Origin of the sequence: Dyadobacter sp. Leaf189 (assembly GCF_001424405.1) — a bacterium.
Taxonomy (GTDB): domain Bacteria; phylum Bacteroidota; class Bacteroidia; order Cytophagales; family Spirosomataceae; genus Dyadobacter.
Genome location: NZ_LMPS01000009.1, coordinates 97,460 through 111,471 on the forward strand (window position 1 = coordinate 97,460; position 14,012 = coordinate 111,471).

The following is a 14,012-nucleotide window of genomic DNA, read 5'->3' on the forward strand; positions in this document are numbered from 1 at the left end:
GCAATTTTCTAACTACTTATTAACCGGATGCAAATAGGATTTACCGACTTCCTGGTGATCGGGACCTACCTTTTTTTCGTTGTTACTGTCGGCTTCTTGTCGAAAAAACAGGCAGATAAAACAAGTGAGGATTATCTGTTGGGCGGGCGGACAATTCCTTTCTGGATGCTCTCCATTTCCAATGCATCAGGCATGTTTGATATTTCAGGTACTGCCTGGATGGTGTCCGTTATGTTTGTTTACGGTGTCAAAAGCATCTGGCTTCCGTGGCTGTGGCCCGTATTCAACCAGGTTTTCATGATGGTATATATGTCGGGATGGATACGAAAATCGGGCGCATCTACCGGTGCAGAATGGATGCTCACGCGCTTTGGTACCTCCCGCGATTCCCGACAGTCGCACAGCATTATCATTGTGTTCGCGATTCTGAGCTGTCTGAGTTTTATGACTTACGCATTCATAGGACTGGGCAAGTTCCTGGAAATCTTCATTCCGTGGAGCACAGTTTCCCGGTTCATTCCCTTCGATGTTCCGGTCCAATTTGTACCACATCTGTACGGAATAGTATTCACCACATTTACGGTATTCTATTCACTCCTCGGCGGGATGAAAAGCATCGTTTGGGCAGACCTCGTGCATTACGTGATCATCGTCATAATTTCGGTCTGTGTCGCGACCATTGCGATGCAGGCGTTGGGGAATGCAGGCGGGTTGCGCGTGCCGGAAGGTTGGGACAGTATGTGGTTTGGTAAAAACCTCGAACTCAACTGGAGCAGCTACCTGGCCGACGCTGACCGGAAGATCAGGGAAGACAACTTTTCACCTTTCGGCTACTTTTTTGCATTGATGGCGGCCAAAGGCATTCTGGCCAGCCTCGCCGGCCCGATGCCGAGCTACGATATGCAAAAGGTCCTTTCATCCAAAACACCCCGGGAAGCTGCATTGATGAGCATGTTTGTCAATTTGGTACTACTCCCGCCCCGCTACCTGCTGATTACCGGAGTAACCGTACTCGGACTCATTTTTCATGCGCAGGGGAGCGGTTACGGCAGGGATTTCGAACGTTTGCTGCCCGAAGTACTCAGCGCCCATGTTCCTGCCGGCCTGCTCGGACTTGTGCTGGTGGGCTTGCTGGGGGCATTCATGGGAACATTCGCGGGTACTTTCAATGCCGCACAGGCGTACCTGGTCAATGATGTTTACCTCAAATCCATTAACCCCTATGCAAGCAACAGGCAGGTAAGATGGATGAATTACATTTCAGGACTGTCGGTAGTGGCTGTGGCGATCGCGTTGGGCTTTGTAACCAAAAATCTGAACAGCATTCTGCTCTGGATCGTATCCGCGTTGTACGGCGGCTATATTGCTTCCAACGTGCTCAAATTCCATTGGTGGCGTTTCAATAGCTACGGATTTTTCTGGGGTATGATTGCAGGAATTACCTGTGCGATGTGCTGTCCGTATCTTTTCCCGGCACTCCTCCCACTCTACTATTTTCCGCTCATCCTCGCGATATCCACCTGCGTAGCGATCGCCGCGTCACTGCTCACGCCGCCTACTGAAATGGCGGTTTTGAAAAGCTTCTGTCAGCAAGTTAATCCCTGGGGATTTTGGGGGCCGGTCAGAAAAGCAATCCGGAAAGACGATCCTGCATTCATACCTAATCCGCATTTTTCCCGGGATGCATTTAATATTGTGACCGGCATTATCGCCCAAACCGCACTGACTGCTTTGCCCGTGTACACGGTGCTTCTGATGCCCCTACCAGCCGGCATTTCTGCTGCCATTCTTGTAGCCGCTGCATTGATCCTCCGGCAGACCTGGTACAAAACACTCCCACCCCGCTGAGCTTAGCACTGTTCACAAATTTGTCACTGCGTATATACATATCCGAATAATCGGGACAGATAAGAATAGCTACCGGAGTTTCCATTTCTTAACCAAAAGAGGAGCCCGGCGAAAAAGCACATCAAACAAGGTATTATTTTATTTATTCTTTATATAAACAAATTAACAGCCACCACAGTGGTACTAAATGTGTCATTTTTTGATAAAAATCTACTATACAGTTGTAGTTCCTTCCATGGTATATTTGGGTTAATTTTTATGAATTTTCCATATTTCAGCTAGTCCAAATTTTTCTTACCAGAAGTCAGATTCTATGAAAAAAACTCTACTAATTAAAGTATTGGTACTGCTTTCTGTGCTCGCCCTGCCGGGTTATGCCCAGGAAATGACGGTAGCCGGGAAAGTTACAGATGCAAGTGGCGGCGACATTGCCGGGGTGAACGTAGTCGTAAAAGGCACAACCCGCGGCACAACCACCAACGACAAAGGCGATTATTCCATTACAGTGGAAAAAGGCAAAACGCTGACGTTTAGTTACATTGGCTACATAACCACGGAAGTTGTAGCGAATGCGACTGTATTGAACATCTCACTAAAGCCCGAAGCAACTGCCCTGAACGAGGTCGTTGTAACTGCGTTGGGTATCAGTCGTGACAAAAGAGCGCTGGCCTATTCCATTACCGAAGTAAGTGGCAGCAATATGACCGCGGCCCGTGAAGCTAACCTTGGTAATGCGCTCGCCGGACGTGTTGCAGGTGTGAACGTAAGCAAAATCGCCTCAGGACCAGCCGGTTCTTCCCGGGTGATTATTAGGGGTAACAAGTCACTGCAAGGCAACAATCAACCGCTCTATGTGATTGATGGTATTCCGATGGACAATAACAACTTTGGCCAGGCCGGCCTCTGGGGTGGTTCCGACGAAGGTGATGGGTTATCCAGCATTAACCCCGACGATATTGAATCGATTACCGTTCTGAAGGGTGCTAACGCAGCTGCACTCTATGGCTCACGCGCGGCAAACGGCGTTATCAACGTCACCACGAAGCGCGGCGGCAAAAGAAAAGGAATTGGTGTGGAATTCGGGTCAAATTATGTCTTCGAGAAGCTGAATGATCTTTCCGATCTCCAGCATTCTTATGGAAGCGGCTCTTATGTTAATGGCGTTGCAACCAAATCTGCCAACCAGAACCAAGCTTATGAGTGGGGAGACGACTCCTGGGGCCCTAAGTTCGACAACAGCCAGGTGGTAGGTTTTGACGGCAAAATGCATCCCTATTCTTATGCAGGCGATAACTTTTCCAGATATCTGAAAACGGGCCACGCCTTTACGAACAGCCTCGCGTTTTCAGGTGGTAACGAAAACCAGAACTTTCGTGCCTCGGTCACTAACCTGAAAAGCACTTCTATCCTTCCCAATTCTGGTTTTGACAGGATCAATTTGTCTCTGTCTACGCAATCCAAGTTTGGAAAAAGATTGACACTGGACGCTAAAATGCTGTATTCAGAAGAAAAAGCGAAAAATCGTCCGAATGTATCCGACTCCCCGGGGAATGCAATCCAGAGTATATGGAGAATTCCAGGCGATTACAATGTGCTTTCCTATTATGGTGATCCTAACAAGCCGGGAGCAATCGCGCCAGGCACCGACGCGGCAAGTTTAAGCCTTTGGGGCGGCACCAAGCCTAAACAAGTGGGCGAAGAGTTTCAGCAGGCAAATAACAACTGGGGTCAGAATCCATATTGGGTAGCATACCAGTTCATCAAGTCCGATCAAAAGAACAGAATAATCACATCTGGTCAATTGAAATACCAGATCACAGACTGGCTGTTTATTCAGGGCCGAGTAGGTTTGGATAAATACTCAAGAAAAGCAGAAAGCCTCACACCGGAAGGTACCGGTTACCAGCGCGGCGGAGCGAGGAGCCTGGGCAACTGGAATGTTTCTGAGCTGAACGCAGAATACACCATCGGCGCAACAAAAGACTTTGGCAAATTTGGCTTTACTGCTTTTGCCGGCGGTAACAGAATGAGAAGAAAATACGAGTATGTGAACATTTACGGTAACGGATTCAATGTTCAATTCTTCCCTGCTCTGAACAACGTCAAAGACAAATCTTTCAATTATGAGCCAAAAGAAAGCGGTATCAATTCGCTTCTCGGTTCGGCTGAATTTTCTTACGACGGATTCCTGTTTCTTACCGCAACGGCGAGAAATGACTGGTTCTCAGTCCTCAACCCGGCAACAAACAGCATTTTGTATCCATCCATCGGCGGAAGCTTTGTATTCTCGGATGCGTTTAAGGGACTTCCGGGCTGGTTATCCTATGGTAAAGTCAGAGCATCGTGGGCACAGGTCGGTAATGTGACAATTGATGCTTACCAAAACAACCTGACGTATTCGTTGAACGGGAATCCACATTTGACACGTCCTATGGCCTCGTTTTCACAAGCAATGGGAAATGGCGGAAACATCCCCAATCCTGCACTGAAACCACTTACTGTTACTGAAACAGAAGTTGGAATTGATTTCAGGGTATTTAATAACAAACTGGGCGTCGACTTCACTTATTATGACCAGCAAACTACCGACGACATCCTCAATGCAACGATCTCGCGTGCATCGGGCTTTGGAAGCACATCGGTAAACCTGGGTAAACTGCAAAACCGTGGTATCGAACTGCTACTAACCGCCACGCCGCTCAAATCGAATGCGCTCGTGTGGGACGTTACCGTGAACCTGGCCAAAAACAACAGCAAGGTAAAATCACTCATTCCAGGCACAACCGAACTGGTAATGGATGAACCAAGGACCAGAAACGCTTTCATTAAAAACATTGTAGGGCAGCCATTCGGGATGATCACGGGACGTGTACAAAAACTGTCACCTGATGGGCAGCCGGTATTTGACAAGGATGGTCGTCCGATTAGCGCGCCGGGTTATCAGGTGATCGGAAATGGCATTGCGAAAATGACGGGCGGTGTAACCAATGCTTTCAACTACAAAGGGTTCGACTTATCGTTTCTGGTTGATTTTAAAGTAGGCGGAGATATTCTTTCCGGAACGAACATGAGACTGGATCAATGGGGTTTAAGCAAAGCTTCATTGCAGGGCCGTGAAGGTGAAGCGCCGCTTACCGTAACCGGCGTAACTCAGGAAGGAACCGAATACAAGCCATTTACCAAAACACTGACCCCACAGGAAGCATACAATTATTGGGGCTCTGTTGGAGGTGAAGGAGACAATGCTGTAACGAGCATGTACCTCTATGATGCTTCATTTATCAAACTTCGACAGCTGACTGTCGGCTATTCATTCCCTAAAAAGTGGCTTGGAAAAACGCCGCTGCAGAATCTGACACTCTCATTTGTAGGTCGCAACCTGGCTATTCTGTTCAAGAATACCCCAAACATTGATCCTGAATCCAACTATGCAAACGGGAACTCACAAGGGTTTGATTACTTCGGCTTTCCTTCTACGCGCAGCTACGGTTTCAATTTGAGAGCAACATTCTAATTCCATTGAAGATGAAAAATTTAAAAAAATATATCAAGTACGGGCTCGCGGTGGTATTGGTAACAGGTTGTGATACAAAGCAGCTGCATGATTTAAATATTAATCCGCAAGCGTTGAACGAGGTTGATCTGAACTTCATTTTTACCTCTGCCGAACTGGGCATCGCATCTAACGGAAGCACCGGTGATAACAGATACATCGACTGGCGGACGAACATCGGAATGTGCGGCTATGCTATTCAGCAACTGGCCAATTCCGGGGGCGGCATTGCTCCGGGGGATAAGTATACCGTCAATTCTGAAACGAATGCGGCACCGTTCGAATTCACTTATAATGACCAGTTGAAAAATATCGCAGAGATTTTGAAACAATCAGGTCCGGGTGGTTTTGCGGAAGGAAAGTACCTGAACATGCGCCAGGCTGCGCGCATTATCCGGGCTTTTAGCTTCGCCAGGATCACTGATTTTTACGGTAACATTCCATACCAGGAGGCGAATCAGGGAATTGAAGGGATATTTTTCCCAAAATACGACAGCCAGGATGCCATTTATTCAGACTTGCTGAAAGAGCTGGATGAGGCAACAGCAGCGCTCAACGCGTCCAATGGTGACGAAGGTTTCGCCAACGCCGACTTCATTTATAATGGGGACATTGCGAAATGGAAAAAGTGGGGATACTCTCTCATGCTGCGACTTGCTATGCGCATTTCTAACGTGGATGCGGCCAAAGCGGCAACCTATGTTACCAAGGCGGCGGCTGGCGGCGTTTTTACCAGCAATGCCGACAATGTGTGGGTCGCTATGGCTGACGGGCCTGGCGAATGGGTAAACCAGAATGGTATTTCAAGAGCATTCGATCCGGGAGACGGTGGCCAACCTCCTTACCTGAGTGCCACACTTGTTAATTGGCTGAAAGGGGCTAATCAGGCTGTTGCAACGGATGATGATCCGCGCCTGATGATCATTAGCGGCGGAATCGGTGACGTCGCAGTCATTACAGATCCTGTTAAACAAAAAGGAATGCCCAATGGATATGATCAGGCCATGCTCGACAAGCTGGAAGGACGGACCGTGGACGTGCCGAAAACATACTCCCGCATCAATCCTAAAATGTTACAGGATTCGGATCCTTACATGATCATGAACTATGGAGAAGTAGAGCTTTTGCTGGCGGAGGCCATTGAGCGGAAGATCGGTTCCGGAATTTCGGGCACGGCCAAGTCGCACTATGATGCGGGCGTAAAAGCATCCATGCAGATGTACACGCCATTTGACGCGTCGCTCACCGTTTCGGATGCAGCGGCACAAACCTACCTGAGTACGTATCCTTATGGCGTTACCAAGCCTGCATTGGAAATGATCGGAGAGCAGCTCTGGGTCAACAAATTTTTCAACTGGTGGGAAGCATGGTCGGACTGGCGGCGAACAGGATACCCTAAACTTACCCCAACCAACTACCCCGGAAATGTAACAGGCGGCACCATTCCCGTACGGTTGCGCTACCCCACCAACGAAGTAGCAGGCAATCCAAATTACCAGACCGGCGCAACCTTGCCGGACGATTTTACTACCAAAGTGTGGTGGGACAAATAGTATAAATTAGTAGATATAATTCAAAAGGTGTCCTGAATATTTTAGGGCATCTTTTTGTTTTTTATCCTAATTTTGAAACTCACCTTAATCAGGTTAATCCCTTTTTATGATACAATCATTCACAGCAGATGCTGATAAGGACGCTGTATTCGCAAAAGTCCAGCAGTTTATCGACGAGCAGGGCTTCACAGTTGTCAGCAAGGATCACTCCCGTCCATGGGGAGGTTTTTTTGTACTGGAAGAAAGCCAGGCTCCGCAGTTTATCTCCACATTCTTTCCTCACCTTTCATTGGAAGATTTTGCAGGCTACGATAAGTTGAGCCCGAAGATCCTCGTGGTTGCACCAAATAAAAGACTGTCGTGGCAGTACCATCACCGCCGCGCCGAGATCTGGAAAGTAATTGGTGGAAATGCAGGGATCGTGATCAGCGATACCGATGAAGAAACCGAAATGCGCCAATTGCCGATCGGCACTGTAATAGATCTTAAAAAAGGAGAACGCCACCGGCTGGTAGGTGTTGACGAATGGGGGATTGTTGCTGAAATCTGGCAGCACACAGATCCATCCAATCCTTCCGACGAAGACGATATTGTTCGGGTACAGGATGATTTTGGAAGATAATTAAAACAAGTTTCACCACTATTTGCACAACTATTAATCCCCTGAAATATGAAATTCGGAAAAGTTGATAATCCCGCATTGATCGATTTTACATTGCCGCCCGATGCACCTGAAAATGAAAAGATATTTAGCAGTACAAAGGGCAAAGGCAAACCGGATATTCGTATTGGCTGTGCAAAATGGAATAAAACGGACCTGAAAAGCTTTTATCCAAAAGGGGTGAAAGACGAGCTGGGTTACTATGCTACGCAGTTCAACAGCATTGAGCTTAATGCCACTTTTTACAACAACTTTCCCATTGAAACGATCGAGGGATGGTATAACAAGACTTCCGAAGGTTTCAAGTTTTTCCCGAAACTTCATCAGGGAATCAGTCACTGGAAAAGATTGAAGGAAGCCAAGGAAGCGACCGACGTATATCTGGACGGGATCTCACATTTACAGGAAAAGCTCGGAATGCTCTTTTTGCAGCTGCCCGACAATTTTGGTCCCAAAAACTGGGAGCAGCTGAAAGCCTATCTTGAACAATGGCCTTCCGGCTTCCCGCTCGCATTGGAACTCCGGCACCCGGGCTGGTATGACGGGGTGTTTGATACCACCGACTTTTATGAGGTTTTGGAAAAAAATAACATCACGCACATTGTTACCGACTCGGCAGGAAGAAGGGACTTAATGCACATGCGGCTCACTACGCCAACCGCATTTATCCGCTACAATGGCGCCAATGTGGATTCGGATTATTCCCGCCTTGACGATTGGTTTGAGCGTTTGAAAGTGTGGATTGAGCAGGGTATTGAGAACATTTACTTTTTTGTACACCAAAATCACGAGGAAGCCTCTCCCCTGCTGTCCACTTATCTGATCAAAAGATTGAATGATGAACTGGGAATGACATTGCAGGTACCACAACACCCAGCTACCGGCGGACAAACGAAGCTGCTTTAATTATTTAGAAATTCAATGGAATACCCTGTTGCGGAAAGATCAGCTTGACGCCCAGGGTATTTTCCTTTTTCAGCTCGGAAGTTATTTTCTCTTCATTAGTCCCAACCGGCTTGATATGCGTCACGACCACATTCAGGTTTTGCATTGCTTTTTGTCCGGTAAATCCGGCCAGTTTTTGCAGCTCTTTAAAAAACCATTTGGGAGTTAAATGTCCGAACAGGCTTTTGTCGGGCTGGCTGTTGGGATAGGATACTTCCAGGAAGATCGCGCGTAACTTTCCTTCTCTGACGAGCGGCGCGACTGCTTTCCAGACTGTCTCTATTTTATCGGATTTTTCAACTTCGTCAGGTCCGGTGTCGCCAAAATACAACAGGTAACTATCGCCGCTCCGCACCAGGAAAGCTGCACTTTCGGTAGGGGCACCGTGACTGAGCCTGAAAGCGCGCACGTGCATGGCGGTACCGGCCAATGGAATTTCATTTTCTTCTGAAAGTATGTTATAAGTGTACTTTTTCATTGCCGGCGCTGCGCCTTCGTTGGTGAAGTTGGGCCAGCTTTCCCAATTGAAATAATGCGTTTTCAGAACCTTCATGCAATTTTCAAATCCGTAAATGTGCTTGGCGGTATCCTCCACTGCGTTGAGCAGCATTCCCGAAACATGGTCGAGATGCGGATGTGAAATCAGGTAGCCTTTGATGTACTGCTTCAAAACGACTTCACCTGAAACCGGAAATGTACCCTGTTGCACTGCGGACCAGATTCCGTTAGTCAGCGTACCTGCATCCAGGCAAACAAATGCATTGCTACCCGCTGGCGCGACCATATAAGCGGACAAATTTCCATCATTCACCCCGCCTTTTACACCCAATGGAACTACCCTGAATCCATTTTGACTGTAACCCTGAGCACACCAGCACAGGAGCGTAATAATAACAGAGAGCAGCGTTCGCATGATTTTAATAACTATTTCCGACGGATCTTTTTGGTTAAAGGTAGGTAATTGCTCTTAAAACGGTTTGTTATGAAAATGGTTACGCTGGTATTTCCGCATCAGTTATTCAGGCAGAACCCTGCCGTAAGTGCCGACAGAAATGTGGTTATGGTGGAAGAATACCTGTTTTTCAAACAATTTAATTTTCACAAACACAAGCTGTTTTACCACCGCGTATCCATGCAGGCCTACCGGCAACTTCTGGAAGATCAGCAGCTGCAAATCGACTACATTGAAGCTCACGAAGACCATAGCGACATAAGAAAGCTGGTACCCTATCTTAAAAAGAAAGGGGTGGAAGAGATCCATTACGTGAATGTAACTGACGACTGGCTCCAAAGAAGACTGCAAAAAGCGGCAAAAAGTGCGGGAATTGAGCTGGTATCTTATGAAACGCCGATGTTCATCAATACACAGGAAGATCTGGACAGGTACTTCATCAACAAAAAGCGCTACTTCCAGGCTGATTTTTATGCCAATCAGCGGAAGAGACTGAAAATACTGGTTGACGAAAACGAGGAGCCGGTAGGTGGAAAATGGAGCTTTGATACCGAAAACAGGCTCAAATTTCCAAAAAAACAAGAGCCGCCAAAGATCCGGTTTCCGGATCGCTCCGGACTGCATGACGAAGCCGAAGCCTATGTTGAAAAATACTTTGGCAAAAACTATGGTCTGATTCCGGAAGAGATTCGCTTTCCTGCCTCGCATGAAGAAAGTCAATCCTGGCTGGACCAGTTTCTTCAACACCGTTTTGAGGAGTTTGGCAAGTACGAAGACGCGATTGTTACCTCAGAGCATTTCCTGCACCACAGCCAGCTGACCCCCATGCTGAATGTAGGACTGATTACTCCAAAGCAGGTCATTGCAAAAACCCTGCGCTATGCCGAAAAGCACGACATTCCATTTAATTCAACGGAGGGATTTGTCCGTCAGGTAATTGGCTGGCGGGAGTTTATGCATGGTGTTTACGAAAATAAAGGCAGCCGCCAGCGGACGCGCAACTATTGGGGTTTCACTCGAAAAGTCCCGGAATCATTCTGGAAAGGAACTACCGGCATTGAACCGGTGGATATCACGATCAGGAAGGTACTTGCTACCGGATACTGCCATCACATTGAACGGTTGATGGTAATGGGAAACTTTATGCTGCTTTGTGAATTTGATCCCGACGATGTGTACCGCTGGTTTATGGAGCTTTTTATTGATTCCTATGATTGGGTAATGGTACCTAACGTGTACGGAATGAGCCAGTTTGCAGATGGCGGGTTATTGTCGACCAAACCGTATATCAGTTCAAGCAACTACCTGACCAAAATGAGTGATTATAAAAAGGGAGAATGGCAAGAGATCTGGGACGGGCTTTTCTGGCGGTTTATGGACAAGCAACGGAAGTTTTTCTCGCACAATCCCAGGTTAAGTATGCTGCTAAGAACTTTCGATAATATGCCCGACGAGAAAAGAAAAGCGCATCTTGACAATGCAAATGCATTTTTGAAAAAGCTGGATAGTTGATGATCGCGGCAAATCAGCGATATTGCATTGAATGCAATTGCCTGTTTATGCTTAAAATTATACGAACCACCAGCGACAATCCGGACTTTACGAGGCTGACTGACAAGCTTGATGATGAGCTATGCTCCATTTATCAGACCAAAAAAGAAGATTTCGAGGAATATAACCGCATTACGGACCTGAAAACGGTGGTACTTGCTTACGAAGAACAAGATTTAGTAGGTTGCGGCTGCTTTAAAAAGTTCGACGAAACGACACTCGAATTAAAACGGATGTTTATCGAACCCGCATTCAGAGGCCGGGGTATTGCGTCGGCAATTGTGCAGGAACTTGAAAAATGGGGCATCGAGCTGGGATACGCATCTGCATTCCTGGAAACCGGAGAAGGCCAGCCACAAGCTATTCAGTTGTACAAAAAGCTAGGCTACGAACAGATCACAGACTTTTCAAAGTATCAGGTCTCGGATTATAGTGTTTGTATGATGAAGAGTCTTTAAAAATGAAATCCTTTTTAGAAAAATAACGACAATGCAAGCCCTAGACTCCCCTCCTTTTTACCAAAGATTATCACTTTCCCTGTTAGGAATTGGCTTGATTATGACGGCTATTTATCTGGGAGCTGATATCATTGTTCCACTGGCACTTGCTGGATTGATAGCGGTTTTGCTGCGGCCGGTGGAAAGGTGGCTGGTGAACATGGGAATGCCGAAGGTGGTGGCAATAAGCCTCGCGGTATTGCTGGCTGTATTGATCGTCTCCGCGGTGGGTGTGCTGCTTTCCATGCAGCTGGCAGATTTTTCGGACGAGCTTCCCAAGCTCAAACGCAACATCAACGAATTTTACCACGACGCCCGCCGCTGGATCCGCCGGGAATATAGCGTTACTTACCGGCAGCAAGCCGAATACCTGAAAAACGCTCAGACCAAAACACTTGAAAATTTCCAGGGAACAGAAACCCTGGGCGCTGTCACCGGTCCATTAACTACGCTGATCCTCATACCGATATACGCATTTCTTCTACTTTACTACCGCACTATGCTGCTCCATTTCATGGTAGTGGTGTTTCCCGAAGAACATAAGGAGAAGATACTGGAAGGATTGGGACAAATTAAGTCGATTATCCAGAGTTACATGGTAGGCTTGCTTTTCGAAACAACGGTTGTAGCAATCCTGAATTCCATCGGTTTGCTGATCCTGAATGTACAATATGCTGTGCTGCTCTCCATTATGGCGGCTATCCTCAACCTGGTACCTTATATCGGCGGGATCGTGGCAACGGTACTTGCAGTGCTGGTGACATTTATCAGCCACCCCGAAACCGACACAGTTCTGGGCGTGGTTGGCGTTTTTATTGTGGTACAATTTATCGATAACAACTTCCTTGTTCCCGTAATCGTGGGCTCCAAAGTCAAGATCAATGCATTGGTTTCGATAGTTGGTGTGCTGGTGGGCGGCGCACTGGCGGGGTTATCGGGTATGTTCCTGTCCATTCCGGCAATTGCCATGATGAAAGTAGTATTCGATCGCGTCGACGATCTGAAACCCTGGGGTATTCTGTTGGGTGACCAGACGCCGGAACAGGAGAAGAAAGCCCTCTTAAAGCTGGTAAGACGCAAGAAAATGATTGAAGAGGAATAAAAAAGGCAGACAGAAAACCTGCCTGCCCTGCAACAAGTATTGCTGTTATTACATCGCGAACTGCTTGGTTTCAACTTCTGCCTTCAAATCATGCAGCAAGCTGAACAACCCAAAGAATGTGCGGTTGATATAAATGAAATGCTTCGAGCCGCGATTCATATTCATTTTCCGCAGCTCTTTATCGTTTGCATATTTTTCACCCAACTCAGCCAGCTTTTCAAAGAAACTTTCATCCGCAAAGTCGAACTTCTCGGAATTAAAAGGTTGAGTCAAAAGGCCTAGTATATCCCTGAAAAGATTTGAGAAATAGACGATCTCTTTCTCAGTATCCTTTGGTGTAAGTATTTCCAGATCCACCAAACCCTGTCTGAAAGTCGCGGGATCATTCAGTTTTTCGGGCTCCGCCAAATCAAAGTACGGCGTGTAGAACGATTCGGGAATCTCCTTGATGCAACCAAAGTCAATGGCGATCAGGTTATCCTGTTCGTCGATCAGGAAGTTGCCCGGGTGCGGGTCCGCATGTACTTTCCGCAGCTGGTGCACCTGATACATATAAAAGTCCCAAAGTGCCTGCCCGATCTTGTTGGCAAGTGTTTGATCCGTATTTGCTTTGCAAAACTCAGACAAATGCCTGCCTTGCATCCAATCCATTGTAATCACACGCTCGCATGAAAATTCGGGATAGTAAGCAGGAAAACGCAGGTTCGGAATATGTGCGCAGGCCTCTGCAATCTCGGTACTGCTCGCTATTTCAAGATTGTAGTTCGTTTCTTCGGTCAGTTTGGTTTCTACCTCCTTGAAGTACTTGTCCGAATCCTTTGCCTGAATATTGAACATTTTCATCGCAATCGGCTTCACAAGCGCGAGGTCCGAAGAAATACTCTCGGCTACGCCAGGATACTGGATTTTCACAGCAAGCTCCTTACCATTCAAAGTAGCTTTATGTACCTGTCCGATACTGGCTGCATTAATCGCATTCGGATCAAAGCTATCAAAAAGGTCAAGCGGCGATTTACCGAAATACCTCCTGAAAGTTTTGATAACAAGCGGAGCAGAAAGTGGCGGAACCGAGAACTGAGACAATGAAAACTTCTCGACATAAGCCTGTGGAAGAAAATTCTTCTCCATACTAAGCATTTGCGCCACTTTGAGCGCGCTGCCTTTCAGGTTTTTCAGACTATCATAAATGTCCTCTGCATTGTTACTGTTCAAATTATCACGCGCCGTTTCAGGATTCGTGATCTTTTCACCGTAATACTTCAAATAATTACCACCGATTTTTACACCGGTCGAAATCAATTTAGTGGCACGTCGGATTTTAGAGGTGGGTATACTATCAATCGTCTCCAT

Annotated in this window: 10 protein-coding genes; 8 read left to right on the forward strand and 2 right to left on the reverse strand. The window is 46.9% G+C overall.

What is annotated here, in order from left to right:
- Window positions 1–27 precede the first annotated feature (27 nt).
- From ASG33_RS24820 to ASG33_RS24840, 5 genes are all read left to right on the forward strand, one after another.
- On the forward strand, window positions 28–1,848 hold the full coding sequence (locus ASG33_RS24820; protein ID WP_056292021.1) for a sodium:solute symporter family protein: 1,821 nt from the start codon (window positions 28–30) through the stop codon (window positions 1,846–1,848).
- 313 nt (window positions 1,849–2,161) lie between these two features.
- Window positions 2,162–5,362, forward strand: a complete 3,201-nt coding sequence (locus ASG33_RS24825; RefSeq protein ID WP_056292025.1) for a SusC/RagA family TonB-linked outer membrane protein — start codon at window positions 2,162–2,164, stop codon at window positions 5,360–5,362.
- 11 nt (window positions 5,363–5,373) lie between these two features.
- Window positions 5,374–6,954: a SusD/RagB family nutrient-binding outer membrane lipoprotein gene (locus ASG33_RS24830; protein ID WP_056292028.1), complete on the forward strand. Its 1,581-nt coding sequence runs from the start codon at window positions 5,374–5,376 to the stop codon at window positions 6,952–6,954.
- A gap of 106 nt (window positions 6,955–7,060) precedes the next feature.
- Window positions 7,061–7,576: a phosphoheptose isomerase gene (locus ASG33_RS24835; RefSeq protein ID WP_056292031.1), complete on the forward strand. Its 516-nt coding sequence runs from the start codon at window positions 7,061–7,063 to the stop codon at window positions 7,574–7,576.
- Between the two features lie 48 nt (window positions 7,577–7,624).
- Window positions 7,625–8,521 carry a DUF72 domain-containing protein gene (locus tag ASG33_RS24840; RefSeq protein WP_056292034.1) on the forward strand — a complete coding sequence of 299 codons (897 nt, stop codon included), beginning with the start codon at window positions 7,625–7,627 and terminating at the stop codon, window positions 8,519–8,521.
- A gap of 4 nt (window positions 8,522–8,525) precedes the next feature.
- Here ASG33_RS24840 and ASG33_RS24845 read toward each other — a convergent pair whose 3' ends face one another.
- On the reverse strand, window positions 8,526–9,473 hold the full coding sequence (locus tag ASG33_RS24845) for an MBL fold metallo-hydrolase (RefSeq protein WP_056292039.1): 948 nt from the start codon (window positions 9,471–9,473) through the stop codon (window positions 8,526–8,528).
- 69 nt (window positions 9,474–9,542) lie between these two features.
- Between ASG33_RS24845 and ASG33_RS24850 the strand changes: the two genes are divergently transcribed.
- The 3 genes from ASG33_RS24850 to ASG33_RS24860 are packed head-to-tail and all read left to right on the forward strand — an operon-like array spanning window position 9,543 to window position 12,662.
- Window positions 9,543–11,024, forward strand: a complete 1,482-nt coding sequence (locus ASG33_RS24850; RefSeq protein ID WP_056292042.1) for a cryptochrome/photolyase family protein — start codon at window positions 9,543–9,545, stop codon at window positions 11,022–11,024.
- 47 nt (window positions 11,025–11,071) lie between these two features.
- The gene (locus ASG33_RS24855) at window positions 11,072–11,521 is read left to right on the forward strand and encodes a GNAT family N-acetyltransferase (RefSeq protein WP_056292333.1); all 450 of its coding nucleotides are present in this window, start codon (window positions 11,072–11,074) and stop codon (window positions 11,519–11,521) included.
- Window positions 11,522–11,552: 31 nt separating this feature from the next.
- The gene (locus tag ASG33_RS24860; RefSeq protein WP_056292046.1) at window positions 11,553–12,662 is read left to right on the forward strand and encodes an AI-2E family transporter; all 1,110 of its coding nucleotides are present in this window, start codon (window positions 11,553–11,555) and stop codon (window positions 12,660–12,662) included.
- Window positions 12,663–12,710: 48 nt separating this feature from the next.
- Here the strand turns inward: ASG33_RS24860 and ASG33_RS24865 are convergent, their stop codons facing one another.
- Window positions 12,711–14,012 carry an AarF/ABC1/UbiB kinase family protein gene (locus ASG33_RS24865; RefSeq protein ID WP_056292050.1) on the reverse strand — a complete coding sequence of 434 codons (1,302 nt, stop codon included), beginning with the start codon at window positions 14,010–14,012 and terminating at the stop codon, window positions 12,711–12,713.